At 69.1% G+C, this 22,626-nt stretch carries 26 protein-coding genes and 1 tRNA gene; 13 read left to right on the top strand and 14 right to left on the bottom strand.

The window, feature by feature from the left end; all coding sequences use genetic code 11:
• Window positions 1-107: 107 nt before the first annotated feature.
• A complete protein-coding gene (locus BMY07_RS30460) occupies window positions 108-578 on the bottom strand; it encodes a GatB/YqeY domain-containing protein (protein ID WP_092786192.1) in 471 nt (156 codons plus the stop codon).
• A 69-nt stretch (window positions 579-647) separates the two neighbouring features.
• Between BMY07_RS30460 and BMY07_RS30455 the strand changes: the two genes are divergently transcribed.
• Both BMY07_RS30455 and BMY07_RS30450 read left to right on the top strand, forming a co-directional pair.
• Entirely contained in the window at window positions 648-1,601 is a 954-nt protein-coding gene (locus tag BMY07_RS30455) for a metallophosphoesterase (RefSeq protein WP_245782748.1), read from the top strand.
• 20 nt (window positions 1,602-1,621) lie between these two features.
• Window positions 1,622-1,695: transfer RNA gene (locus BMY07_RS30450), tRNA-Pro, on the top strand.
• 294 nt (window positions 1,696-1,989) lie between these two features.
• On the opposite strand, the gene BMY07_RS30445 is transcribed toward BMY07_RS30450, so the two are convergent.
• Window positions 1,990-3,081, bottom strand: coding sequence for an alpha/beta hydrolase (locus BMY07_RS30445; protein WP_092786253.1), 1,092 nt, complete (start codon window positions 3,079-3,081; stop codon window positions 1,990-1,992).
• A gap of 59 nt (window positions 3,082-3,140) precedes the next feature.
• Here BMY07_RS30445 and BMY07_RS30440 point away from each other — a divergent pair, with 59 nt between their 5' ends.
• The gene (locus BMY07_RS30440; protein ID WP_092786188.1) at window positions 3,141-3,698 is read left to right on the top strand and encodes an NADPH-dependent FMN reductase; all 558 of its coding nucleotides are present in this window, start codon (window positions 3,141-3,143) and stop codon (window positions 3,696-3,698) included.
• Window positions 3,699-3,831: 133 nt separating this feature from the next.
• On the opposite strand, the gene BMY07_RS30435 is transcribed toward BMY07_RS30440, so the two are convergent.
• The 3 genes from BMY07_RS30435 to BMY07_RS36300 are packed head-to-tail and all read right to left on the bottom strand — an operon-like array spanning window position 3,832 to window position 5,459.
• The gene (locus BMY07_RS30435) at window positions 3,832-4,392 is read right to left on the bottom strand and encodes an HD domain-containing protein (RefSeq protein WP_092786186.1); all 561 of its coding nucleotides are present in this window, start codon (window positions 4,390-4,392) and stop codon (window positions 3,832-3,834) included.
• Window positions 4,393-4,404: 12 nt separating this feature from the next.
• Window positions 4,405-5,001 (bottom strand): hypothetical protein, encoded by a 597-nt coding sequence (locus BMY07_RS30430; RefSeq protein ID WP_143073722.1) that lies wholly within the window; start codon window positions 4,999-5,001, stop codon window positions 4,405-4,407.
• 35 nt (window positions 5,002-5,036) lie between these two features.
• Window positions 5,037-5,459, bottom strand: coding sequence for a helix-turn-helix domain-containing protein (locus tag BMY07_RS36300; RefSeq protein ID WP_425426374.1), 423 nt, complete (start codon window positions 5,457-5,459; stop codon window positions 5,037-5,039).
• A 297-nt stretch (window positions 5,460-5,756) separates the two neighbouring features.
• Between BMY07_RS36300 and BMY07_RS33955 the strand changes: the two genes are divergently transcribed.
• The 3 genes from BMY07_RS33955 (at window position 5,757) to BMY07_RS33950 (ending at window position 7,023) form a co-directional block, all read left to right on the top strand.
• Entirely contained in the window at window positions 5,757-6,134 is a 378-nt protein-coding gene (locus BMY07_RS33955; protein ID WP_143073721.1) for a hypothetical protein, read from the top strand.
• Between the two features lie 112 nt (window positions 6,135-6,246).
• Entirely contained in the window at window positions 6,247-6,462 is a 216-nt protein-coding gene (locus BMY07_RS30420) for a hypothetical protein (RefSeq protein ID WP_092786180.1), read from the top strand.
• Window positions 6,463-6,588: 126 nt separating this feature from the next.
• A complete protein-coding gene (locus BMY07_RS33950; RefSeq protein ID WP_245782743.1) occupies window positions 6,589-7,023 on the top strand; it encodes an XRE family transcriptional regulator in 435 nt (144 codons plus the stop codon).
• A 195-nt stretch (window positions 7,024-7,218) separates the two neighbouring features.
• Here BMY07_RS33950 and BMY07_RS30415 read toward each other — a convergent pair whose 3' ends face one another.
• A complete protein-coding gene (locus BMY07_RS30415; protein ID WP_092786178.1) occupies window positions 7,219-9,060 on the bottom strand; it encodes a S9 family peptidase in 1,842 nt (613 codons plus the stop codon).
• 82 nt (window positions 9,061-9,142) lie between these two features.
• Here BMY07_RS30415 and BMY07_RS30410 point away from each other — a divergent pair, with 82 nt between their 5' ends.
• From BMY07_RS30410 to BMY07_RS30400, 3 genes are all read left to right on the top strand, one after another.
• Window positions 9,143-9,799, top strand: coding sequence for a hypothetical protein (locus BMY07_RS30410; protein WP_092786176.1), 657 nt, complete (start codon window positions 9,143-9,145; stop codon window positions 9,797-9,799).
• 23 nt (window positions 9,800-9,822) lie between these two features.
• Complete coding sequence (locus BMY07_RS30405; RefSeq protein ID WP_092786174.1) at window positions 9,823-10,038, top strand: hypervirulence associated TUDOR domain-containing protein; 216 nt, start codon at window positions 9,823-9,825, stop codon at window positions 10,036-10,038.
• 89 nt (window positions 10,039-10,127) lie between these two features.
• Entirely contained in the window at window positions 10,128-10,784 is a 657-nt protein-coding gene (locus BMY07_RS30400; protein WP_143073719.1) for a hypothetical protein, read from the top strand.
• Window positions 10,785-10,927: 143 nt separating this feature from the next.
• On the opposite strand, the gene BMY07_RS30395 is transcribed toward BMY07_RS30400, so the two are convergent.
• Together BMY07_RS30395 and BMY07_RS30390 are read right to left on the bottom strand one after the other, a co-directional pair.
• On the bottom strand, window positions 10,928-11,608 hold the full coding sequence (locus BMY07_RS30395) for a hypothetical protein (RefSeq protein ID WP_092786170.1): 681 nt from the start codon (window positions 11,606-11,608) through the stop codon (window positions 10,928-10,930).
• A 308-nt stretch (window positions 11,609-11,916) separates the two neighbouring features.
• Window positions 11,917-13,365 (bottom strand): catalase, encoded by a 1,449-nt coding sequence (locus BMY07_RS30390; protein WP_092786168.1) that lies wholly within the window; start codon window positions 13,363-13,365, stop codon window positions 11,917-11,919.
• Window positions 13,366-13,453: 88 nt separating this feature from the next.
• Here BMY07_RS30390 and BMY07_RS30385 point away from each other — a divergent pair, with 88 nt between their 5' ends.
• A complete protein-coding gene (locus BMY07_RS30385) occupies window positions 13,454-14,680 on the top strand; it encodes an MFS transporter (protein ID WP_092786166.1) in 1,227 nt (408 codons plus the stop codon).
• On the opposite strand, the gene BMY07_RS30380 is transcribed toward BMY07_RS30385, so the two are convergent.
• The 3 genes from BMY07_RS30380 to BMY07_RS30370 form a co-directional block, all read right to left on the bottom strand.
• The gene (locus BMY07_RS30380; RefSeq protein ID WP_092786164.1) at window positions 14,630-15,313 is read right to left on the bottom strand and encodes a hypothetical protein; all 684 of its coding nucleotides are present in this window, start codon (window positions 15,311-15,313) and stop codon (window positions 14,630-14,632) included. The two genes, BMY07_RS30385 and BMY07_RS30380, sit on opposite strands and share 51 nt — an antisense overlap.
• Window positions 15,314-15,411: 98 nt before the next feature.
• Window positions 15,412-16,476 carry an aspartate-semialdehyde dehydrogenase gene (locus tag BMY07_RS30375; RefSeq protein WP_092786162.1) on the bottom strand — a complete coding sequence of 355 codons (1,065 nt, stop codon included), beginning with the start codon at window positions 16,474-16,476 and terminating at the stop codon, window positions 15,412-15,414.
• Window positions 16,476-17,741, bottom strand: coding sequence for an aspartate kinase (locus tag BMY07_RS30370; RefSeq protein ID WP_092786160.1), 1,266 nt, complete (start codon window positions 17,739-17,741; stop codon window positions 16,476-16,478). Before BMY07_RS30370 ends, BMY07_RS30375 begins: the two co-directional genes overlap by 1 nt.
• Window positions 17,742-17,927: 186 nt before the next feature.
• Between BMY07_RS30370 and BMY07_RS30365 the strand changes: the two genes are divergently transcribed.
• Together BMY07_RS30365 and BMY07_RS30360 are read left to right on the top strand one after the other, a co-directional pair.
• Window positions 17,928-19,145, top strand: a complete 1,218-nt coding sequence (locus BMY07_RS30365; RefSeq protein ID WP_245782742.1) for a glycosyltransferase family protein — start codon at window positions 17,928-17,930, stop codon at window positions 19,143-19,145.
• Window positions 19,135-19,716, top strand: a complete 582-nt coding sequence (locus BMY07_RS30360) for a nitroreductase family protein (protein ID WP_092786158.1) — start codon at window positions 19,135-19,137, stop codon at window positions 19,714-19,716. The genes BMY07_RS30365 and BMY07_RS30360 overlap by 11 nt, the downstream gene beginning before the upstream one ends.
• On the opposite strand, the gene BMY07_RS30355 is transcribed toward BMY07_RS30360, so the two are convergent.
• Together BMY07_RS30355 and BMY07_RS30350 are read right to left on the bottom strand one after the other, a co-directional pair.
• The gene (locus tag BMY07_RS30355; RefSeq protein WP_143073718.1) at window positions 19,676-20,017 is read right to left on the bottom strand and encodes a hypothetical protein; all 342 of its coding nucleotides are present in this window, start codon (window positions 20,015-20,017) and stop codon (window positions 19,676-19,678) included. The genes BMY07_RS30360 and BMY07_RS30355 overlap by 41 nt on opposite strands.
• A 5-nt stretch (window positions 20,018-20,022) precedes the next feature.
• Window positions 20,023-20,319, bottom strand: a complete 297-nt coding sequence (locus BMY07_RS30350) for a hypothetical protein (protein ID WP_092786154.1) — start codon at window positions 20,317-20,319, stop codon at window positions 20,023-20,025.
• Window positions 20,320-20,557: 238 nt separating this feature from the next.
• Here BMY07_RS30350 and leuA point away from each other — a divergent pair, with 238 nt between their 5' ends.
• A complete protein-coding gene (gene leuA / locus BMY07_RS30345; RefSeq protein WP_177215886.1) occupies window positions 20,558-22,348 on the top strand; it encodes a 2-isopropylmalate synthase in 1,791 nt (596 codons plus the stop codon).
• Between the two features lie 55 nt (window positions 22,349-22,403).
• Here the strand turns inward: leuA and BMY07_RS30340 are convergent, their stop codons facing one another.
• Entirely contained in the window at window positions 22,404-22,586 is a 183-nt protein-coding gene (locus tag BMY07_RS30340; RefSeq protein WP_092786152.1) for a hypothetical protein, read from the bottom strand.
• Window positions 22,587-22,626 lie beyond the last annotated feature (40 nt).

Raw genomic sequence — 22,626 nt, 5'->3', positions numbered from 1 at the left:
ATCGCTTTTCCCGGCGCGGTGGACCGTGGTCTGGCCAGTCCGAACTGGATCGCGGCCGGTGGCAGGCCCTCGCTCTCGCCACAGTGGAGACGACATCGCGGCGCGTGTCAGCCCGCGAGCTTCGCCTTGACGATCCCCGCGACCCTGCCCGCGTCAGCCCTACCGGCGACCTTGGCGCTGGCGGCCTTCATGACCTGGCCCATCTGCCGCTGCCCGGGAGCCTCACCCAGCTGGGTGGCGACCTCGGCGATGGCCTGCTCCACCAGGGCGGTGATCTCGGCGTCGTCGAGCTGCTTGGGCAGGTACTCGTTGAGGACCTCGGCCTCGTCCAGCTCCAACTGCGCCTGCTCGGCCCGGCCCGCGCCCGCGAAGGCCTCCGAGGCCTCCTTGCGCTTGCGGACCTCGCGGGCGAGGACCTTGAGGACCTCGTCGTCGGTCAACTCGCGGGCCTCGGTACCCGCGACCTCCTCTTTCGTGACCGCCGCCAACGCCATGCGCAGGGTCCCGAGCCGGATCTTCTCCTGGCCCTTCAACGCGGCGGTGAGGTCTGCCCTGAGGCGGTTCTTCAGCTCGGCCATGGGGGGAACAGTACTGATCGTCGAGTGCGGTCGCGGCGAACCCGTACGCTCGTGGGTGTGAGTGACGCAGTGAGGACCCTCGGTCGCATCGCCATCGGCACGACCGCGCTGGGCGCGGCCACCATCGCCTACGCGGCGGGGTACGAACGGACCAGGTGGACCCTGCGGCAGGCTACGCTGCCGGTGCTCGCCGAGGGCGCCCGACCACTGCGCATCCTGCACATCTCCGACCTGCACATGCTCCCCGGCCAGAAGTCGAAGCAGCGCTGGGTCGCCGCGCTCGACGAGCTGAACCCGGACCTGGTCGTCAACACCGGCGACAACCTCGCCCACAAGCAGGCCGTGCCCGCCGTGGTCCGCGCCCTCGGCCCGCTGCTCAACCGGCCCGGCGTGTTCGTCTTCGGCAGCAACGACTACTACGCGCCGAAGCCCAAGAACCCCGCGCGGTACCTGTTCCCGTCGAACAAGCGCATCCACGGCATCCCGCTGCCCTGGAAGGACCTCCGCGCCGCCATGCTCGAACGCGGCTGGATCGACCTCACCCACAACCGCACCCTCTTCACCATCGACGGCCGCCCCATCGCCGCCGCGGGCGTCGACGACCCCCACCTGCGCCGCGACCGCTACGACGAGATCGCGGGCAAACCCGACCGCCAGGCCACCCTGCGCCTCGGCGTCACCCACTCCCCCGAACCCCGGGTCCTCGACCGCTTCGCCGAAGACGGCTACGACCTCGTGCTGGCAGGCCACACCCACGGCGGCCAACTCCGCATCCCCGGCTACGGCGCCATCGTCACCAACTGCCAACTCGACCGGGGCCGCGCCCGGGGCACCTCCCGCTGGGGCGCCCACACCTGGCTCCACGTTTCCGCCGGCCTGGGAACCTCGCCCTACGCACCGGTCCGCTTCGCCTGCCCGCCCGAAGCCAGCCTGCTGACCCTCGTACCCCGCCTGACCAGCACCGATCCTGCCGTGGTCGGCACAAGGGGAGCCCGGTTCGGAGCCAGCGCACGCGTCCGTTAGACTTGCCGTCGTTCCACTATCGGGGTGTGGCGCAGCTTGGTAGCGCGCTTCGTTCGGGACGAAGAGGTCGCAGGTTCAAATCCTGTCACCCCGACGACCGACGGCCGACCCATGTTCGCGGAGAACGCGAACGGGGTCGGCCGTTTTCGTTCTGGGGGGCGACCCACCCAGGCCCCCACGGTGCGGTGGACCGGTGGCATTGGTGGGCGCCGGTGGAGTGGGCTCGCTCGGGCCTTCGGCCCTCACGTCGGGTATGTGACCAATGGGCTAGTCGCCCACGGTGCGGTGGACCGGTGGGCTTGGTGAGCGCGGCTTGGCCACGTGTGGCTGATGAGGCCCTTGGCACCGTGAGGTGTTGGGAGAGCGCGGCTTCTGGGGTGGGCGAGGGTTAGAGGGTGGGGGTCAGGGCTAGAGCGGTTTTGAGGGTAGTGGTGGCTTCGTGGAGGGCTTGGCGGAAGTGGGGGGCGGCCAGGAAGTTGATGTAGCCGTGGATGAGGTCTTGGTGGCGGGTGAGGATTGTGGGGACCCCGGCGGCGCGGAGGGCGTTGGCGTAGGCCTCGCCTTCGTCGCGGAGGGGGTCGAAGCCTGCGGTGGCTATGTAGGCGGGTGGGAGGCCGGTGAGGTCTTCGGCGCGGAGGATGGAGAAGCGGGGGTCGGCCCGGTGTTCCCGATGGGACGCGTAATGGTTGAGGAACCAGTCGATGTCGCGGTCGGTTAGGAAGTAGCCGGTGGCGAAGAGGTCACGAGAGCGGCGGCGCACTGTGGCGTCGGTGCCCGGGTAGAACAAGAGTTGGAACGCGGGCGCAGTGGCACCTGTGCGTACGGCCTGGTGGGCGGTGACGGCGGCTAGGTTGCCCCCGGCCGAGTCTCCGCCTACGGCGATGCGACTCGGGTCTACGCCAAGAGAGTCAGCGTTTTTAGAGGCCCAGACGTACGCGCTTAGGGCGTCGTCGGCCGCAGCAGGGAACGGGTGCTCTGGGGCTAGGCGGTAGTCGACGGAGAGGACCTTGACTTCGGCGTTCTTGGCGATGAAGCGGCTAGGGTTGTCGTGCGTGTCTAGATCGCCGAGGACCCAGCCGCCGCCGTGGTAAAAGACCAGGAGCGGAGCGCGTTCGCCGACGCCGTGAGGGGTGTAGAGGCGTGCAGGTATCCCGTCCACGTCCAGGCTTCTTACCTCTACCGGCTCGATCTGCTCGCCCGCGATAAGACGGCTGGACTTGCGCATGTCGACGCGGGACCGGTCGGGGTCGCGGTGGGCCATTCCGTCACCATTGGCCAAGCGGTTGAGGGTAAGAAGGAGTTGGGCGTCGAGCGCCAACTCTTGGCCGTCCACCCTGATAGGCCTGCCTGCGATGAGGCGGCGAATCGAGCGGGGCAGGGCGAAGACAGCCCGCACCGCGGCGGTCTGCACGTGGGTCGGGATCGCGTCCAGCAGCACCGGCGTCACGTTACTTGCCAGTAGTGACGTGGGCAACGCCATGTGGACCTCCACCGCGATGGAGGTCGTACCGTCACCCCCACCGGTGGAAGGATGGTCAGGTGACGGTCTCAGTGGTGGGAATCGGCGGGTCGCTGCGCGCGGACTCGCAGTCCGAGCGCGCGCTGCGCATCGCACTCGCGGGCGCAGCGGAGGCGGGGGCCAAGACGACCGCTCTCTCGGGTACCGACCTGGTGCTGCCGTTCTACGACCCCGCGGTGCCCGACCGCACCGACGCCGCCCGCAGGCTCGTCGACGAACTCCGCGAGGCCGACGGCGTCATCCTGGTCTCCCCCGGCTACCACGGCACCGTGTCCGGCCTGGTCAAGAACGCCCTGGACTACGTCGAGGACCTCCGCGAGGACGAACGCGTCTACCTCGACGGCCGTGCGGTCGGCTGCGTCGCCACCGCCGCAGGCTGGCAGGCAGCCGTCAACACCCTCACCGCCCTCCGCTCGGTAACCCACGCCCTCCGCGCCTGGCCCACCCCCCTCGGCGCCGCCATCAACACCATCGGCACCAAGTTCGACGAAACCGGCGGCTGCACCGACCCCAACGTCCCCACCACCCTGCGCACCATCGGCCTCCAAGTAGCCGAGTTCGCCCTATCCCGCGCCTGACCCGCACAGCAACCACGACCAAATCGACCGAGCGCGGCGCTGTCTCTTCCCTCGCTGGATCCAGTGATCGCAGATCAGCCACCGTCCATCACAGTGGAAGGTCGGGGGTCGCTCCACTAGGGCGGGTTGCCCGCTAGCGGTCTCGCCAAGTTAGTGGGGAGAGCGTCACAGCGGCTTCGGCTATGCGTCGGGCGGTCTCGGTGGTGAGGCCCTTGCGGGCTGAGTCGATCCACCCGTCGACGCGCTGAACTCCGGTTTCGCGGTACTCGATGGCTTGGAGCAGCATTTCGAGCTTGTCCGCGTCCTTCGCGCACAACGCCTCAGGGGTCTGCCGGTTCTCGAACTCGTCCACCGCTTCTCGGACCAGTTCGCGGGAGGCGTCGGGCAGGGCGGCGGTCTGGTCTGCGGTGATCGCGCGTGGGTCGGGCTTGGTCAGGTATTTGGTCGCGGTGTGCGGGATGTCCCCGGTGCGGGTTTCCTGTGTGTCGTGCCAGAGTGCGAGAAACGCGGCCCGCTCGGGCGAGGCGCCTTCTTCCGCGGCGAGCAGGGCGGCGATCTGCGCGGTCCGCAGGCTGTGTTCGGCCACGGATTCCGGGTCGCGAACACCGACGTGCCACCACCCGGCACGGCGGATGCGTTTGAGCAGCCCGAGTTCGTAGCCGAACGCAGCGAGTGCGGCGGGCTCTTCTGCCATCAGGTGTTCTCCCTAGCGAGCGGCGAGGCGAAGGGCGTAGCGGAGTCCGGTGACCTGGTTACGGCCGTCACCGGTCAGCACGTCGCCGGAGGTGAGGATGTCGAGTGCTCCCGCGAGCGCGTCTCGGCTGGCGGATCGTTCTCTCAACAGGGTGGGGCGACTGGCCACGAGCGAGTGGACAGTATGGAGGTTCAGCGGTAGATGCGTTGATGACGGGTCGAGACGGTTGACCAAGTGCTGGAAGAGCCGCACGCCAGACCAGGCCCTGGTGTCGTCCGCGGCCATGAAGGTGTCGTCGGTCTGGTCGTCGCCGAGTTCGCCGATCCAGTGTGCCCAGTAGTTGAGGTTCGCCAACTCCGCGCGGGTGTCGTTTGAGCGGGCAACGAAGTCGTGCAGGTGCGCGCCGTCGCCGGTTGAAGCGAGTGCGACCGATGCGGAGCGGGCTTCAAGCAGTTTGGTGACGTCGGCGATCGGGCGGCGACTGGCGCTGTTCCACTCACCGCGCAACCACGCGATCACCCGGGTGCGTTGGTCGAAGCCGAGTAGGTAGACCGCTTGTCGGCGGAGCAATGCCTCACCGGGGCGTACGCCGCGTTCGGCGACGGTCATCAAGTGGTCGAAGAACCGGGTCCGCTGGTCGGCACTCAGGACGGGGCCGGAAGCGGCTGGACCACGCCGGGGCACCTTCGATGTGAAGGCCCCAGTTCCGACGGTAGTTGCCCGGTGAACGGCCAGGTGATCAAGTTGGTCAGCGTCTTGCGGTGCACGCTCGCCGCGAGTGGGTGTACGTCCGAGTCCACCCATGCGCTACCGGCCGTGATCCCGGTCGATAGGACAAGATCTGCCTCGACCGCCGCACGGAGGTACCGACCGGTCGACGCGGGCGCACCGAGGCGAGGCAGCCGAGTCCACAGGCGGATGAAATCACCGGTGTTCATCGCCGCGAGCGGACGCCGCCCCGACTCCCAGCCCTGGACGGTGCTCACATCCACCGCAAGAAGGTCGGCGAATCGCTCCTGCGTCAACCCCGCCGCTTGGCGAGCGAGCTTGAGAACGTAACCGGACACAATGCCCGTAGACCGGGAACCCCGACTCCCGGTCAGTGTTGCCGATCTTCCGCCCACGGACGCTCCCAGGTCTGCCTGATTCTGGTCGAACCGCACCCGCACTCACGGTCCGTTCTCCCTGCTCCTCACCGATCGTAGCGTTGCACTCCGAAGTGGTGAGACCTCTTCTGTGCAGGCGGAACCGAAAGGAAAGCGACCAATGACGACCGGGACACGGGAAAGCCTGGCCACCATCGTCGCGGTTGACAGCCCGCTCGGGTCGGTCCTCTGTCCGGGCACCCGCCCTGGTATCTATAGATGACCGGTCGGGGCAGCGCCAATGCTGCTGCCGCCGCACTGACCGCCCATCCGGAACTACATCGCATGGTCGATATGGAAGGTGCTGGCTGGCACTTTGTGGCCCTTCGAGCCGAGGGCTGTGTGGTTCAGACCAAGGCTGTCCTCGTGTGGCCGGACTGCTGGACCGACGCGATTCTCATTCACAACCACGATGACGCCGGTGGTTTGCGTCTGGACCCAGACGGCGGCATTGTCGCCGAACACTCTGGCGGGATGGTCGAAGTGATCGATTTATTTCTCGACCTGCCCGCCCCCGGCGCACCTGGTGCCCCGTGGCTAGTCAAAGCGCGCGGCCCCGGACTCTGGGTTCCTCCCGGAATGGACCGCGCACGGTAGGCACTTGCGTGAGCCTAGATCTGGGACCTTTTCAAGCGGTGCTAGCCAAACTCAACGTGCCGACACTTGTCCGGACCGACTAGCTAGTTGCTGAACACTCTCAAGGAGAAGAATGAACACCCTCGCCATGGCCGGTTACGCTTCCATCATCTTCGCCGAGGTGGAATTTGCCGACATCAGGCACACCCTGTGCCCGGATGGTGTCGAGTTGTACTTCAACGACGGCGAACTCACGCTCAAGCTCACCGAGAAGGGCCTGGAAAAGCTCATCACCACGGCAACGACGGCCCGAGACAACTACAGCGAAAAGCCCAACGCGGCCATCTGACCTTGCGCGCGAGACGCGGACTCATCGAACCGGACTCGTCGACCGTTCGCGGATTTCTTGCCACACCCTTGAATCGTCAGCGGACTGGTCAATTGCGGCGAGGCCCTGTTCAACTCGTGAGCCACGATGTCATCACCAGATCAAGACGTTCTACAGCCGCTCGGTCGCGAAGACTGGGCGGCCGTGTCCAACGCCATCAACGAGCGCATGGAAGAGTTGGGGTGGAGGCAACGGATCCTCTCCGAGCGCCCGCAAGTCTCTCAATCCATCATCCGGGAGCTTCAATACAACACCGTCGAACGCAAGCGCAGCACTCGGACGCTTGAAGCACTGTCCACCGCGCTCGGATTCCACTCCGAGCACCTTTACAACGTCCTCCGCGGTGAAACGCCATCGCCTAGCGACGACCAATCTGTAAAACACGATAGCCTAGCGCAGCGACTCGAAGTCGCCATCGAACTGCTTCTGCACATCGCGGCCAGGATCGATGGTGTCGATGGCAGCATCCGCGACTGCTGGAGATCCAACCAACGCAGCGCTCGCGCCGGTGCATCCGCTTAGCGGACTGTGGACACAGTCCGCCGTCGCTGATAAACAGGGGCCCGTAGTCAAGCAGTTAGACAAGCACACGGACGAAATCAGGGGCCACCGAAAGCTTCGGTGGCCCCTGACCTGCGTCGGGGTGACAGGATTTGAACCTGCGACCTCTTCGTCCCGAACGAAGTGACCGCCTGGGGATGCGGGGAATCGTTGGGGCTAGCGGAGTTTGAGGGCTCGTAGGGCGAAGTGGACTTCGATGAGGGATTGCTTGATGGTCTCCGCTACGACGAGGGAGCCGTGACCTGCGTCGTATAGGTAGACCTCGTGGGGGTGGTTTTGGGTGGATAGTTGGGTCAGGTAGTTGTTGATCTGGCGGATGGGGCAGCGGGGGTCGTTCTCGCCGGCCAGGATGAGGATGGGGGCTTGGACTTGGGTTACGTAGGTTATGGGGGAGCATTCTTCGTAGAGGGGGCCCAGCTCTGCTGGGGAGCCGCCGAAGAGGGCTCGGTCGAAGGCTCGGAGGGGTTCCATTTCGTCTTCGTACGCAGCCAGGTAGTCGGCTACGGGGACTCCGGCAACGCCTGCGGCCCAGAGGTCTGGCTGGGTTCCTAGGGCCAACAGTGCCAGGTAGCCGCCCCAGGAGGCGCCGTTTACTACGCAGCGGGTGGGGTCTGCGAGGCCTGTTGAGACTGCCCAGGTGTGGACAGCGGCTACGTCTGCCAGTTCGGTCAGGCCCGGTTTGCCTTCGATCGCGTCGCGCCAGGCGGAGCCGTAGCCGGTGGAGCCTCGGTAGTTGACGTGGACCACGGCGAAGCCCGCGTCCAGCCACATGGCCCGATAGGCCGAGAACCGGTCTTCATCAGCGGCGTGGGGACCGCCGTGGAGGCTGAAGACCGTGGGCAGCGGGCCATCCGGGGCGTCCAGGGGGCGGGCGACCAGGGCGTGGACGGTGCCGTTCTCGGTTTCGACGAAGGCGTCGGTCAAGGGGGCGCTGACGGGGGCTCGGTCGCCCGGCGGGGTGAGGAGTACGCGGTCGGTGCCGTCGCTGAAGAGGGCGCGGACGGCCGAGGGTTCGGCGGCGCTGGACCAGGAGTACTCGACGGTGCCGTCCGGGCGGGTGTGGGCGGAGCCGATCGTCCCGAGTGGAGTGTCCAAAGTGGTCAACGAGCCGGTGGCGATGTCGTAGCGGTGCAGGGTGTTGCGGGCCTGGTGCGTGTGCGCGACGAGCAGCGCGGTGCCGTCGGTGTACCAGTCGGCCTCGACCTCGCCGGGGAGGTCGAGGGCGATCTCGTGCTCGGTGTCGGCCTCGACGTCCCAGATCAGGAGTTCCTCGCGGCCACGGCGCTCGTGCAGCACCAGCAGCCTGCTGTCGCCGACCACGGGGCTGAACGCGATACCGCTAAGACCCTTGCCCTTGCCGTCCCACTTCTCGGCGACGGTAGATCCATCCGCGACAGACAGCACGCGCAGCGCCGGGTGGCGGTTGTCGCCGTGCTCGGAGTGCGCGATGGCCAGCAGCCGCTCGTCGTAAGAGAGCGCGGCAACGCCACCGTCGTGCTCGTCTTGGTAGATCACCTCGGCCTCGGCACCGCCGCGGGACAGGTAGATCGTGGTGCCGTCGTCGTCGGCTACGCCGACCACCCGCACCTCGTCGCCGATCTCCAGGCCCGCCGGGTACCCGGCCTTCGCCCCCAGCACCGCGGGGCCCGCCTCGGTGCCCACCGGACGACCCGCGAACGGCTCGGCGACCCACGTGCCGAACTCGTCGCCATCGGTGTCGGCGAACCACCACACCTGCTCGCCGTCCGGTGACACGGTGGCGTGCAGGGTGCCGTTGGGGCGGTCGGTGACCTGGCGGTGGGTGTCGGTGGCCCGATCCCAGGCGTAGACCTCCCACACGCCGCTGGCGTTGGAGATGTACACGGTCCGGTCCGGCGCCGACAGCGCCCAGTCGGGCAGGCTGACCCGGGCGGCGTGGAAGCGCGCCCGCCAGCGGGCCTCGGCCTGCTCGTCGTCGAACAGGCGGTCCGGTACCTCGGCGACTGGATGAGTGCTCACCCGTCCGATCCTGCCAGGCCGTTAGACTGGCGTCGCCCGCTGATCGAGCGGGAAACGCACGTGACCTGGGGGCGGTGTCGCGATGTCCGAACAACCCTGGGCGGGTCACCACGGTGGGCTGCCGCCGGCAGGCGGCCACGGCTACACCCTGACGATCCCGCCGCGGCGGCGCAGGCCCTGGCTGTGGGTCACGCTGGGGACCGTGCTCGCGGTGCTGGCCGGGGCGCTGGTCTGGCTGGTGGTCGACACCGCGCCGGACGCCCCGCCCGCGGCCCGCGGCGAGGTGGGCCAGACCAAGGTCGTCCGGGCCAGCGACGGCAACAGCACGCTGGCCATCCCGGTCGACTGGGAAGAGCTGCCGGACGACTTCAAGGCCGAGGGCGCCTCGCTGACCTACGGGCAGATCTTCCAAGAGCGCTACCTGATGATGTTCACTGACGAGAAGTCCGACTACGACGACTTCGCCGACTACGAGGACAGCGCTGTCATGCTGATGGCCGACCTGCCCTCGGAAGCCACCAGGGTCGGCGACCGGGAGCCGGTCCGGGTCGGCGGGCTGTCGGGGGCGCGCTACGAGGTCACCGGGACCTTCGACGGCGAGCCGTGCGTGTTCTGGTTCACCCTGATCGAGGGCGACCGGCGGTACTACCACGTGATGACCTGGACGCTGGCCGCGCGCAAGGAGACCGCCGGGCCCGCGCTGGCGAAGGTGGTCGACTCGTTCCAGGAGTCGCCCTAGCCCGCCGCGGGTACCCCGCGCGCATGGCGAACTACCGCGAGGGCGCCCGCGTGAAGTGGAAGTGGGGCACGGGCTGGGCCGAGGCCAAGGTCGTCTCGGCGCACCCGGAGTCCATCACGCGCACGCTCAAGGGTGAGGAGATCACCCGCCACGGCACCGGCGACAACCCGGCGTACCTGCTCGAGCAGGACGACGGCGGGCGGGTGCTCAAGCTGCACAGCGAGCTGTCGAAGGCGTAGATCCGCCCAGGTCAGGCCGCACGATTCGAACACTTGTGTCATACCCCGGCGGTACGATGGAGATCGACACCGACCGAGGGAGAGCCGCGATGGGCACGACGGCACAGCGGGTGGACGGACAGGCCAAGACGGTGGTGACGAGCGCGACGGCGTTCGCGGAGTACGCGGCTGGCGGTCGGGCCAGGCGCACCGAGATCGTGGTGGCGGCGCACGAGCGCGAGGGCATCCCCGACCACTTCGGCCGGGTGTTCTACCAGCCGATCCTCGCCGCGATCGAGGTGGCGGCGCGCGCCGAGGACCCGGCCGCGGTCCTGGCGGAGGCCGTCGAGGCGGCAGAGCTGACCGGGCAGCCGCGGGCGTACGACGAGGTGGCGGCGGGCTTCCTGGCCTGGTGGCGCAAGGCCAGGCTGACGGCGGTCGACTGCGGCGCGACGGTGCTGCGGGTCGGCGGCGTGGAGTTGACGGTGGCGCCGCACCTGGCCGTGCGGGGCCGTTCCGGCGGGCTGCAGGTCGTGCTGTTCCACCTGAAGGAAGCGCCCCTGACCAGGGATGGGGCGAACGCGGCGCTGCGGGTGCTCGCGGTCTGCGCCGACGACCTGCTGGCGGGCGCCGAGCCGCTGGTGGTGGACCTGCGCCGGGCCAGGGAATACCGGCTGGCGCGCAACACCAATATCGACAACCTGGACGCCTGGCTGACCGCGGAGGCCGCCGCGTACGCCTCGCACTGGCATTCCACCGCGCCCTGATGCACCAATAGCGGCGAAAATTCACCCGCCGCCATGCTATTTTCTGAAGGCGTGAAATAAAGAGCCGGTAACCCGATCCGAGCGGGATCGGATTACCGGCTCTCCGTGCCACTATCAGCACACCAGTACTACTAGCGGGTCGGTCAGTGACCCAGCAGGCCACCGACGAGCGGCAGGCCACCGAGCAGGCCGGTCAGCAGGCTGGCACCCGGGATGGAGCTGGTCAGACCGCCGAGCAGGCCACCGGCACCGCCGGTCGCGCCACCGGTCAGACCACCGGTCAGGCCACCCACCAGCGGCAGGTTGCCCAGCAGGCCGGTCAGCGCGCCGAGGCCGGGCAGGCCACCGGTCAGGCCGCCGACGCCGGGCAGGCCACCGGTCACGCCGCCGAGCGGGAGGCCGCCGAGCAGCGAGGTCAGCAGGTTGGTCACGGTGTTGATCAGGCCCTGCAGGCCGCTGAGCCCGGGCAGCCCACCCGGGAGCCCACCCGGCAAACCGCCGGTCGCGCCACCGAGCAAGCCACCGAGGTCGGGAATCGGCAGCCCGGGCACGATGCCCTGCAACTCGCCGAGGGCAGCGTCGAGCTTGAGAGCCGTCTCGTCACCGGACTGGGCCAGCGACGAGCGGAGGTCGGCGAAGGCTACCTGGACGCCAGCGAGGTCCTCGTTGGTGACGGCCGTCAGCAGCGCGCTGTCGGCTGTGGCGATGCGCTCGACGGAAGCCGAAGAGATCGTGGCTGTTTCAGCCTGTGCCAATCCGGCACTACCGAGGGCGAGAACAGAACCCGAGACTGCCGCGGCGACGAAGCGAGCGATCTTGTTCATCGAGATTCTCCTTGTCGGTTGTCCGTGTGGACTATCAATTCAGTACCGGGGAAATCCGACGAGAACCATCGCTGAATCGGGAAATGCCTTTTTGATCAATCAGAGCGTGAGCGGAGTGCGATTCACGTTCTGAGAGGTTGGGTGACCAGGGGTGGCCACTCCATGACACTGCGTCGCCGTGGCCGAGAGGTTTGGATCGGCCTACCCCGACCGAAGGGCGGTCGTAGCCCGATCGGGGCCGATTACGGCGGAACCCGACCTGTCGGGTGACAGATCGGGCTCCGCGGTACCGCTTGGGGCTGACTGACCTACCCGTTCAGCCCAGTGGCGACCTTGTCGCCGAGGTTCTTGTCGACATTGCGCCAGTACTGGATCACGCGCTCCAGGACCGGCGCGCTCACATCAGCGGAGGCGTGGCCGACGATGTTGGCCGCGAGCCGCTCGCGCTGCGCGTCGTCCATCACCTCGCGCACGAGGGTGCCGGGCTGACCCCAGTCGTCGTCCTCGCTGTGCAGCTTGTACGCCGAGCGGATGACCTCGTCCTCGATGCCGTATGTCGACACGGTCTCGCTCGCGTAAGCGGCGTCAGCGTGCGGGCCGCCGTAAGAGTTCGGGGCGTACACGGGGTCTGCCGGGTTGGAGTAGCGCATCGCGCCGTCCTTGGCGTAGCTGTTCACCGGAGACTTCGCGGCGTTGACCGGGAGCTGGGTGTAGTTCGCCCCGATGCGGTAGCGGTGCGCGTCCGGGTAGGCGAAGAGACGCCCTTGCAGCATCTTGTCCGGAGAGGGCCCGATACCGGCCACCAGATTCGACGGCTCGAACGCGGCCTGCTCGATCTGGGCGAAGTAGTTCTCCGGGTTGCGGTCCAGCACGTACCGGCCGACCTTGATCAGCGGGTAGTCGCCGTGCGGCCAGACCTTGGTCAGGTCGAACGGGTTGAACCGGTAGTCGGCAGCGTCCTCGTACGGCATGACCTGCACGTGCAGGGTCCAGCTCGGGTGGTTGCCGGACTTGATCGAGGTGAACAGGTCCCGGATGTAGTGATCGGCGTCGTCGCCCGCGAGCTTGTCCGCGTCCGCTTGGGCCAGGTAGCCGATGCCCTGGTCGGTCTTGAAGTGGTACTTGACCCAGAACTTCTCGCCGCCCGCGTTCTCCCACAGGTAGGTGTGCGAGCCGTAGCCGTTCATCTCGCGCCAGTTCGACGGGATGCCGCGGTCGCCCATCAGCCAGGTCACCTGGTGCGCCGACTCGGGCCGCAGGGTCCAGAAGTCCCACTGCATGTCGGCGTCGCGCAGGTGGTTGTCGGCGCGGCGCTTCTGCGAGCGGATGAAGTCGGGGAACTTGATCGGGTCGCGGATGAAGAACACCGGGGTGTTGTTGCCGACCAGGTCGTAGTTGCCCTGCGAGGTGTAGAACTTCACCGCGAAGCCGCGCGGGTCGCGCCAGGTGTCCGGCGAGCCGCTCTCCCCCGCGACCGAGGAGAACCGGATCAGGCTCTCGGTGCGGGTGCCCGGCTGGAACACCGCGGCCTTGGTGAACTGGCTGACGTCCTCGGTCACCTCGAGGAACCCGAAGGCGCCGCCGCCCTTGGCGTGCACGACGCGTTCGGGGACCCGCTCGCGGTTGAACTGGGCGTTCTTCTCGATCAGGTAGTGGTCTTGCAGCAGGATCGGGCCGTTGGCGCCGAGGGTCAGCGAGTCGTTGTCGCTGCCGACCGGGATGCCGACGTTGTTGGTGGTGGGTCGCTGGTCGGTCATGGTGTCCCCTTTTCTGGAGTCAGTCCAGATAAGCCACCGTAGTGGTTAATGGGTTGACCCGCCGGGTGGACTCGGGTGCCATCGGGGCATGCAGCAGTACCGCCGGATGCTCGGCCTGCCGGGCGTTCGCGCGCTGATGGTGTTGATGCTCTTCGCCCGCATCCCGCTCGCCGCCACCTCGATGGTGTTCACCCTGCTCGTGGCGGTCGGCCTCGGCGGCAGCTACGGCGCCGCTGGGCTGGTCGGCGCGGCGAGCCTGGTCGGGGTCGCGGTCGGCGCCCCGCTGATGGGCCACGTCGTCGACCGGTTCGGGCTGCGGCCGATGGTGTTGTTGGCCACCCTGTGCGAGGGCGGCTTCTGGCTCAGCGCCCGGTTCATGTCGTACCCGGTGCTGCTCGGCACGGCGTTCTTCGGCGGGCTGCTCGCGCTGCCGACGATGTCGATCGCCAGGCAGGCCATCGCCGCGATGGTGCCTGAGGAGCTGCGGCGCACGGCGTTCTCCCTCGACTCGATCTCGGTCGAGCTCAGCTACATGGTCGGCCCGGCGGTCGCGGTGCTGCTGGCGACCCAGCTCTCCCCGCAGGCGGCCACCACGGCGCTCGGTTGCTCGGTGCTGGTCGTCGGCCTGCTCATCGTGGCGTTCAACCCCAGGGTGCGCGCCGACCACGAGCGGGCGGACACCGAGCGGATACCGCGCAAGGAGTGGCTGACGCCCCGGTTCATCGGGGTGCTGCTGGTCGGCGGCGGCGCGGTGTTCGTGCTGGCAGGCACGGACGTGACCATGGTCGCGGCGCTGCGCGAGAGCGGGCAGCTGGACTGGACCGGGCTGCTGGTGATCGTCATCTGCACCGCGTCGGCCGCGGGCGGGCTGGTGCACGGCGCGGTGCGGCGGTCGCTGCCCCAGGTCGTGCTGATGGGCTTGATGGGGCTGCTGACCATCCCGGCGGCGTTCTTCATCGGCGAGTGGTGGCTGCTCGCGCTGGCCCTGGTGCCCAGCAGCGCCCTGTGCGCGCCGACGATCGCCACCACGGGCGAGGAGGTGGCCCGGCTGGCCCCGGTGTCCATGCGCGGCGCGGCGACCGGCCTGCAGAGCTCCGCGTTCACCCTGGGGGCCTCGCTCGGCGCCCCGACGATCGGGTTCGTGGTCGACCACACCTCACCGGCCTGGGGGTTCGCCGTGGCGGGCCTGGGCGGGGTGCTCATCGCCGCGGTCGCCGCCGCGGCAGGCCGGTCCGGCCGCACCGGTCCACCGGCTCCCGGGGACTCAGCCGAGGCAGCGGACGGACAGCACCAGGCGGAGGTTGCCAAACCCTGACCCCGGCACACCGCGGACGTCGACCAGGGCCAGCTCGACCGCCCGCGACACCGCGCCGTCGCCGGTCAGGCACTCCGGCCTGCCGCCGACGTGCTTCTGCCCGGTCCGGTCGACCCACATCGGGTTGTCGAGCGGGTACTCGACCGCCACACCGCCGCCGTCCCTGGCGAAGGCGAACACCCCGCGCCCGTGGTCGACCCGCACCGCCACGCCCGACACCAGCGTCGGGTCCGGCACCCGGGCGGGCATGGCCGCCGCGACGAACCCCATCGCGACCACGACCAGTCCCGCGGTGCCCGCGACCAGCCACGGACGGCGGCGATCCGGGTCGGGCCGAGCAGCAGGCCGTCCGGTGGCGGCGAGGTGGGCCAGCACGATGAGTCCGACGCCGATCACCGCGGTGGCGGGCACGAGGTCGGGCAGGAAGCCTGCGAACTGCGCCAGCAGGTTCTCGGGGGCACCGGTTGAGCGCCAGACACCGAGCCGGGTCAGCAGGAAGACCAGCCAGGACACCGCGAACACCGCGCAGCCGACGGTGAACAGGACAGCGGCCCGCTGCCCCGCCCTGATCCGGCCGATCCCGAGCCAGACCCCCACGAGGGGGATGACCAACAGCAGCGCGCCGACAACCACGATGCCCCCGTTCCCTCAGCCAAGACCGCCGAGATGACGAAGGCCGGTGCCGGACGGGGGGAGTCCCCGTCTGACACCGGCCGGTCGGGCGTCGATGATCAGAAGGTCTTCGCGAGGGTCTCGGCGATCTCGTAGGTGTTGAGGGCGGCGCCCTTGCGCAGGTTGTCGCCGCAGACGAAGAAGTCCAGGGTGTTCGGGAAGTCCAGCGCCTGGCGGACCCGGCCGACGTAGGTCGGGTCGCCGCCCACGACATCGGCGGGCGTCGGGAACTGACCGTTCGCCGGGTCGTCGACCAGGACGATCGAGGGCTGGGTGCCGAAGATCGCGTGCGCCTGCTCGACGGTGACCGGGCGGGCGAAGGTGGCGTGGACGGCGAGCGAGTGGGTCGTCACGACCGGGACGCGCACGCAGGTCGCCGACACCTTCAGGTCCGGGATGCCGAGGATCTTGCGGGCCTCGTTGCGGACCTTGAGCTCCTCGCTGGCCCAGCCGTCGGCCTTGAGCGAGCCCGCCCACGGCACGACGTTGAGGGCGAGCGGGGCCGGGAACGGCGAGTCGTCCTGCGACAGCCCGGCCGCGGCCAGCGCCTCGCGGACGTCGCCAGCGCGGTTGCCGACCTCCTTGCCCGCGACGGCGGCGTACTCGGCGTAGAGCCGGTCGATGCCGTCCTGGCCCGCGCCGGACGCCGCCTGGTAGGAGGCGACGACCAGTTCCCTCAGCTCGAACTCGCGGTGCAGCGCGCCGAGCGAGGCCATCATCGACAGGGTGGTGCAGTTGGGGTTGGAGATGATCCCCTTCGGCCTGCTGCCGACCTCGTCGTTGTTGACCTCGGGCACCACCAGCGGCACCTCGTCGTCCATCCGGAACGCGCCGGAGTTGTCGACGGCCACCGCGCCGCGCTCGGCGGCGATGGGCGCCCAGTGCGCCGACACCTCGTCGGGCACGTCGAACATCGCGACGTCCACCCCGTCGAACACCTCGGGCGCCAGCGCGAGCACGGTCAGCTCCTCGCCGCGCACGGTGATCTTCTTGCCCGCCGAGCGCGGTGAGGCGATGAGCCGCACCTCACCCCACGGCCAGCTCTTCCTGCCGTTCATGATGTCGACCATCACGGTGCCCACGGCACCGGTGGCGCCGACCAGGGCGAGAACAGGTCCGGCCATCAACGACCACTCCCCGCGTAGACGACGGCGGCTTCCTCGCCGCCGAGCTCGAATGCCTGGTGGATCGCGCGCACCGCTTCGTCGAGCTGGGTGTCGCGGATCAGCACGGAGATGCGGATCTCCGAGGTGTTGATGATCTCGATGTTGACCCCCGCCTTGGCAAGGGCCTCACAGAAAGTCGCCGTGACCCCGGGGTGCGAGCGCATGCCCGCGCCGACCAGCGACACCTTGCCGACGTGGTCGTCGTAGAGCACCTGGGTGAAGCCGAGCTCCTCGCGGATCTTCTCCAGCGCGGCGACCGCGGTCGGGCCGTTGCTCTTGGACAGGGTGAAGGTGATGTCGGTCTTGCCGGACACGGTGCTGGACACGTTCTGCAGGACCATGTCGATGTCGATCTCGGTGTCGGCCACCGTGCGGAAGATCCGCGCCGCCACCCCGGCGGTGTCGGGCACGCCGACCACGGTCACCTTGGCCTCGGACCGGTCGTGCGCGACGCCGGTGATCATCGCCTGTTCCACGGTCAAGTCCTCCATTGACCCGGAGACGATCGTCCCCGGCTTGGTGCTGTACGACGAACGGACATGGATGGGCACGCCGTAGCGGCGGGCGTACTCGACGCAGCGCAGCATGAGCACCTTGGCCCCGCTGGCGGCCATCTCCAGCATCTCCTCGTAGGTGACCCGGTCGAGCTTCTTGGCGTCCGGGACGATCCTGGGGTCGGCGGAGTAGACGCCGTCCACGTCGGTGTAGATCTCGCAGACGTCGGCGTTGAGGGCGGCGGCGAGCGCGACGGCGGTGGTGTCCGAACCGCCCCGGCCCAGCGTGGTCACGTCCTTGGTGTCCTGGCTGACGCCCTGGAACCCCGCGACCAGCACGATGTGGCCCTGGTCGAGCGCCTCGCGCACCCGGCTGGGGGTGACGTCGATGATCCGGGCCTTGCCGTGCGTCGAGGTGGTGATGACGCCTGCCTGCGAGCCGGAGAAGGAGCGCGCCTCGGCGCCCAGGGCGCTGATGGCCATCGCCACCAGGGAGTTGGAGATGCGCTCGCCCGCGGTGAGCAGCATGTCCATCTCGCGCCCCGGCGGCACCGGGTTGACCTGTTTGGCGAGGTCGAGCAGCTCGTCAGTCGTGTCCCCCATGGCGGAGCAGACGACCACCACGTCGTTGCCCGCCTTGCGCGTGGCGACGATGCGCTCGGCCACGCGTTTGATCCGGTCGGCGGATTCGAGCGAGGATCCGCCGTACTTCTGGACGACGAGCGCCACTTGCGTGCAACCTCCTCATGCCGGTGCGCGTGCTCCCGGGAGGCCCTGAGCGCGTCGCACTGCGTCTGTGCGGGTGAGCGTACCTGCGCCATCACGCGGTTTTCGGCGCTCATGTGGCCCCCGCCACTGCGCGGGCGGTGCGACTACTGTGGGCACGCCGAGCCAGTCAGTCGGGGAGGATCGCCGGTGTCCGCCACGGACGTGAGCAGCACGGCCGTCGAGGCCGATGTCGATGAGCCCGGGACCGCCGAGCGGGGGCCGGGGTGGCGGGACCGGGTCACCCCGCCCCGCTTGCTGCGGTTGCTCGCCCCCGCCCTGGTCTTCCTGGGCGTGCGCGAGGTGGGGCTGCTGGCGCTGAGCTGGATGGCCGGGCGCAACGGGTCCTCGGCCGGTGACGCGCTGCGGTCGTGGGACGGGCAGTGGTTCCTGTCCATCGCGGCCAACGGGTACGCCGGGGTGCCGGGGAACCTGGTCGACGCGTTCGGCAAGCGCAGCGCGGAGACACCGCTGGCGTTCTTCCCGGGGTACCCGACGCTGGTCGGTTGGGTGCACGACCTGGGCTTCCGGCTGGTGCCGTCGGCGTTGGCGGTGACGATCGCTTTCGGCGTGGTGTGCGCCTACGGGCTGACCCGGCTGGGGACGATCATCCGCGGTGGGTCGCGCCGGGTGGGGCTGGTCCTGGTGGCGCTGTTCGCCGGGTCGCCGCTGTCGATCGTGCTGTCGATGGCGTACTCGGAGGCGATGTTCTGCGCGTTCGCGATCTGGGCGCTGGTGTTCGTGCTGCAGCGGCAGTGGCTGGAAGCAGGGCTGGCGTGCGCGGTGGCCGGGCTGGTGCGGCCGACCGCGGCGGCGCTGGTGCTGGCGGTCGGGCTCGCGGCGCTGGTGGCGATCACCCGGCGGCAGGACGGGTGGCGGCCGTGGGTCGGCGCGGCGATCGCCCCGTTCGGGCTGGTGCTGTACCTGGCCTGGGTGGGGGTGCGCACCGGGGAGTGGGACGGCTGGTTCGCGCTGCAGGAGCGCGGCTGGGACTCCGGGTTCGACGGCGGCGCGGCGACGGTGAAGTTCAGCATGGACGTCCTGGCCGATGGCCGGTCGGTGCTGGAGGTGGCGACAGTCGGGCTGATCGTGGGCGCGTTGGCGCTGCTGGCGATCGGTGTCCGGCGCCGGGTGGAGTGGCCGCTGCTGGTCTACACCGCCGGGGTGCTGGTGATGGACCTGTGCTCGAACGGCTTGATGAACTCCAAGGTGCGGCTGATGGTGCCCGCGATCGCGTTGCTGATCCCGATCGCGTTGGCCCTGGCGAAGCGGCGTCCTTCGACGGCGGTGGCCGTGTCGGCGGCGTTCGTGCTGACCGGGTCGTGGTTCGGTGCCTACGCTGTGACAGCGTGGGGTTATGCGATTTGACGAGCTGCATCCCCTGATCCGGGATCGCTGGAGCCCCCGCTCGCTCGACCCGGACGGCGTGGTGACGAAAGAGGCGCTGCACCGCCTGCTGGAGGCCGCGCGGTGGGCGCCCTCTTACGGCAACACCCAGCCCGCCCGGTTCTTGGTCGGGCCGCGCGGCACCGACACGTTCGACCGGATCCTGGCGCTTCTAGTCCCGGGCAACCAGAACTGGGCGCGCAACGCGGGTGCGCTGTTCGTGGCGTGCGCGGAGACCTCGAACGAGAAGGGCGAGGTCCCCTACGCCGAGTACGGGGTGGGGCTGGCTGCCCAGAACCTTGTCTTGCAGGCCGTGGCTGAGGGCTTGGTCGCGCATCAGATGGCCGGTTTCGACACCGCGGGCGTCTCGGCGGAGTTCGGCCTGCCGGACTCGATCCGCCCTCTTACCGCTATCGCCGTTGGGGTTCTGGGGTCGCCGGATTTGCTACCTGAGGAGAAGCGGGCTCGCGAAACCGCGCCCCGGCAACGCAACCCGATCTCGGGCACGGCGTTCACCGGTCGGTGGGGCGAGCCGTTCGGAGTCGACGGATGAGCTTGGCGACCACAGAGGACGCCACGAGCCAGAACACCGCCGCGATGCCGTAGTTGAGGAGCACACCGAGTTTGGTGTCCTCCAGGGTGAACAGGGACTTGAAGGCGAGCGCCAACACCCCGGCGACGCCGCGCACCTCCGCGGTGAGCAGGTTCGCCCTGGAGGCGTCTGCCATCACCAACACGATGTGCGCGACCAGGATCGCCGCGGCGATGAGCCCCACCCACCGGACGACGCCGGCCAGGACCCTGACAGTGCGCGACCACACGTGGTGGCGCTGTCGGGTGTCCTGGCCGGACACCTCGGTCAGCGGAGCAACCGGGCGATGAACCCGGCGACGACGAGCCAGAAGACGGCCGCCAGTCCATAGTTGACGATCACCGCGAGGGTGGGGTTGGCGATCGGGAAGAGACCGGGGAAGAACAGGGCGAGCGGTTCGGCCAGGGAGGCGATGAACCGCACGAACGCGTTCCCCGCGTTGGCGCCGAGGACGACCAGCAAGATGTAGACGACCTCGATGATCGCGAAGATCGCGCCGATAGCGGTGACGATCCGAGCAGCGGACCCGCGGGTGCTGGTGCCGTGCCATCTACGAGTAACCATGCCTGGAAAGTGCCCCTGACCAGGACACCTGTAACTACTCCGAACGGCCCAACACCGAGCGCGCCCACGATGTGGACCGTGGATTCCACACGGCCGCGCGGATGTGGTTAGGCTGGCCACGTGGCTCACGCTCTCCTGCTTCTCCGCCGCGACGGGGTCTGACCAGACCGGCTCCCCGTCGCGGAGTTCGGCGTTGCGCCGGTCGACACCCACCGTCGAACCCGGAGAACCCCTAGCGATGAGCACCCCAGACGCGATGGCGAACGGCCCCAGCCGCCTGCGCACCCCCACCCGCCCGGCCCCCGCCGAGCAGCCCGCCTGGAACACCCAGCGCGGTTCCGCGATGCCCGTGCACCGCTACCGCCCGTTCCACGAGCTGGTCGAGCCGGTAGACCTGCCCGACCGCACCTGGCCGTCGAAGCGGATCACCACCGCCCCGCTGTGGTGCGCGGTCGATCTGCGCGACGGCAACCAGGCGCTGATCGACCCGATGTCCCCGGCCCGCAAGCGCCGGATGTTCGACCTGCTGGTGCGCATGGGGTACAAGGAGATCGAGGTCGGGTTCCCGGCCGCGAGCCAGACCGACTTCGACTTCGTGCGCGAGATCATCGCCGAGGGCGCGGTACCGGAGGACGTCCGGGTGCAGGTGCTGACCCAGGCCAGGCCCGAGCTGATCGAGCGGACCTTCGAGGCGCTGGAGGGCGCGCACAGCGCCGTGGTCCACCTCTACAACTCGACCTCGATCCTGCAGCGGCGGGTGGTGTTCCGCTCGGACCGCGCGGGCATCAAGAAGATCGCGACCGACGGCGCGGAGACCGTGCTGGCCTTCGCCGAGAAGTACGGCGAGACCGACTTCCGGTTCGAGTACTCCCCCGAGTCCTACACCGGCACCGAGCTGTCCTACGCGGTCGAGGTGTGCGCGGCGGTGGCCGACGTGTGGCAGCCGACCCCGGACCGGCCGATGATCGTCAACCTGCCCGCGACCGTCGAGATGGCCACCCCGAACGTCTACGCCGACTCGATCGAGTGGATGCACCGCAACCTGCCCAACCGCGAGTCGCTGATCCTGAGCCTGCACCCGCACAACGACCGGGGCACCGGGGTCGCCGCCGCCGAGCTGGGCTACCTGGCGGGCGCCGACCGCATCGAGGGCTGCCTGTTCGGCAACGGCGAGCGCACCGGCAACGTCGACCTGGTCACCCTGGGCATGAACCTGTTCAGCCAGGGCATCGACCCGCAGGTCGACTTCTCCGACATCGACGAGATCCGCCGCACGGTCGAGTACTGCAACCAGCTGCCGGTCGCCGAGCGCCACCCGTGGGGCGGCGACCTGGTCTTCACCGCGTTCTCCGGCAGCCACCAGGACGCCATCAACAAGGGCCTGGACGCGCTGGCGGTGTCCGCGACCGCGGCCGGGGTGCCGATCGACCAGCACGACTGGGAGGTCCCGTACCTGCCGATCGACCCGAAGGACGTCGGCCGTTCGTACGAGGCGGTCATCCGGGTCAACTCGCAGTCGGGCAAGGGCGGCGTCGCCTACGTCATGAAGACCGAGCACCAGCTCAAGCTGCCGCGCCGCCTGCAGATCGAGTTCTCCCAGGTCATCCAGGCCGTGACCGACAGCGAGGGCGGCGAGGTGACGCCCAAGGAGATGTGGGACGTCTTCGCCACCGAGTACCTGGACCGGGTCACGCCGCTGCGCCTGCGCCGCCACAGCATCTCCGACGACGGCGAGGGCCGCGACGAGATCACGGCGGTCGTCGAGGCCGAGGGCGACGCGCACGACGTGCAAGGCGTGGGCAACGGGCCCATCGCGGCCTTCGTCGACGCCATCGCCTCGGTCGGGTACGACGTGCGGGTGCTGGACTACTCGGAGCACGCCCTCACCTCCGGCGACGACGCGCGGGCGGCGGCGTACGTCGAGTGCGCGGTCGGGGAGAAGGTCCTGTGGGGCGTGGCCGTGGACAGCTCCATCGTCACGGCATCGCTGCGCGCGGTCGTCTCGGCCGTGAACCGCGCCCTGCGCTAAGACGCGACCCGCGGGCGCCGGGTGTCCTGAGTGGACACCCGACGCTCAGCGGGGATCACCGGTGGGTGCCGATCACCGTGTAGGCGACGAGCACCGTGGTGGCCCACGCCCCGCCCGCGATGGTGAGGCAGGTGGCGACCGACTTGCCGTCCAGCTTAGCGACGAAGCCCGCCACCACCGCGACGACCGTCGCCACGGCGGTGACCAAGAGCAGCAGCAGAACCTGTTCCGTTGTCATGGCCGGAGGCTCTCCGTCCACCCCCGGCGTCCGGCTACAA

Origin of the sequence: Actinokineospora terrae (assembly GCF_900111175.1) — a bacterium.
GTDB classification, from domain to species: Bacteria; Actinomycetota; Actinomycetes; order Mycobacteriales; family Pseudonocardiaceae; genus Actinokineospora; species Actinokineospora terrae.
This window is presented reverse-complemented; position numbering and strand designations above follow the sequence as displayed.

Coding starts and splice junctions, on each gene's coding strand:
- BMY07_RS30445 (WP_092786253.1), bottom strand. CDS start 3,081: ATGGCGTTGCCCACGTCACTACTGGCAAGTAACGTGACGCCGGTGCTG.
- BMY07_RS33950 (WP_245782743.1), top strand. CDS start 6,589: ATGTCATCACCAGATCAAGACGTTCTACAGCCGCTCGGTCGCGAAGAC.
- BMY07_RS30435 (WP_092786186.1), bottom strand. CDS start 4,392: ATGGCAGAAGAGCCCGCCGCACTCGCTGCGTTCGGCTACGAACTCGGG.
- BMY07_RS30385 (WP_092786166.1), top strand. CDS start 13,454: ATGCAGCAGTACCGCCGGATGCTCGGCCTGCCGGGCGTTCGCGCGCTG.
- BMY07_RS30410 (WP_092786176.1), top strand. CDS start 9,143: ATGTCCGAACAACCCTGGGCGGGTCACCACGGTGGGCTGCCGCCGGCA.
- BMY07_RS30400 (WP_143073719.1), top strand. CDS start 10,128: ATGGGCACGACGGCACAGCGGGTGGACGGACAGGCCAAGACGGTGGTG.
- BMY07_RS30375 (WP_092786162.1), bottom strand. CDS start 16,476: ATGGCCGGACCTGTTCTCGCCCTGGTCGGCGCCACCGGTGCCGTGGGC.
- BMY07_RS30360 (WP_092786158.1), top strand. CDS start 19,135: ATGCGATTTGACGAGCTGCATCCCCTGATCCGGGATCGCTGGAGCCCC.
- BMY07_RS30390 (WP_092786168.1), bottom strand. CDS start 13,365: ATGACCGACCAGCGACCCACCACCAACAACGTCGGCATCCCGGTCGGC.
- BMY07_RS30405 (WP_092786174.1), top strand. CDS start 9,823: ATGGCGAACTACCGCGAGGGCGCCCGCGTGAAGTGGAAGTGGGGCACG.
- BMY07_RS33955 (WP_143073721.1), top strand. CDS start 5,757: ATGACCGGTCGGGGCAGCGCCAATGCTGCTGCCGCCGCACTGACCGCC.
- BMY07_RS30395 (WP_092786170.1), bottom strand. CDS start 11,608: ATGAACAAGATCGCTCGCTTCGTCGCCGCGGCAGTCTCGGGTTCTGTT.
- BMY07_RS30430 (WP_143073722.1), bottom strand. CDS start 5,001: ATGACCGTCGCCGAACGCGGCGTACGCCCCGGTGAGGCATTGCTCCGC.
- leuA (WP_177215886.1), top strand. CDS start 20,558: ATGAGCACCCCAGACGCGATGGCGAACGGCCCCAGCCGCCTGCGCACC.
- BMY07_RS30350 (WP_092786154.1), bottom strand. CDS start 20,319: ATGGTTACTCGTAGATGGCACGGCACCAGCACCCGCGGGTCCGCTGCT.
- BMY07_RS30420 (WP_092786180.1), top strand. CDS start 6,247: ATGAACACCCTCGCCATGGCCGGTTACGCTTCCATCATCTTCGCCGAG.
- BMY07_RS30340 (WP_092786152.1), bottom strand. CDS start 22,586: ATGACAACGGAACAGGTTCTGCTGCTGCTCTTGGTCACCGCCGTGGCG.
- BMY07_RS30460 (WP_092786192.1), bottom strand. CDS start 578: ATGGCCGAGCTGAAGAACCGCCTCAGGGCAGACCTCACCGCCGCGTTG.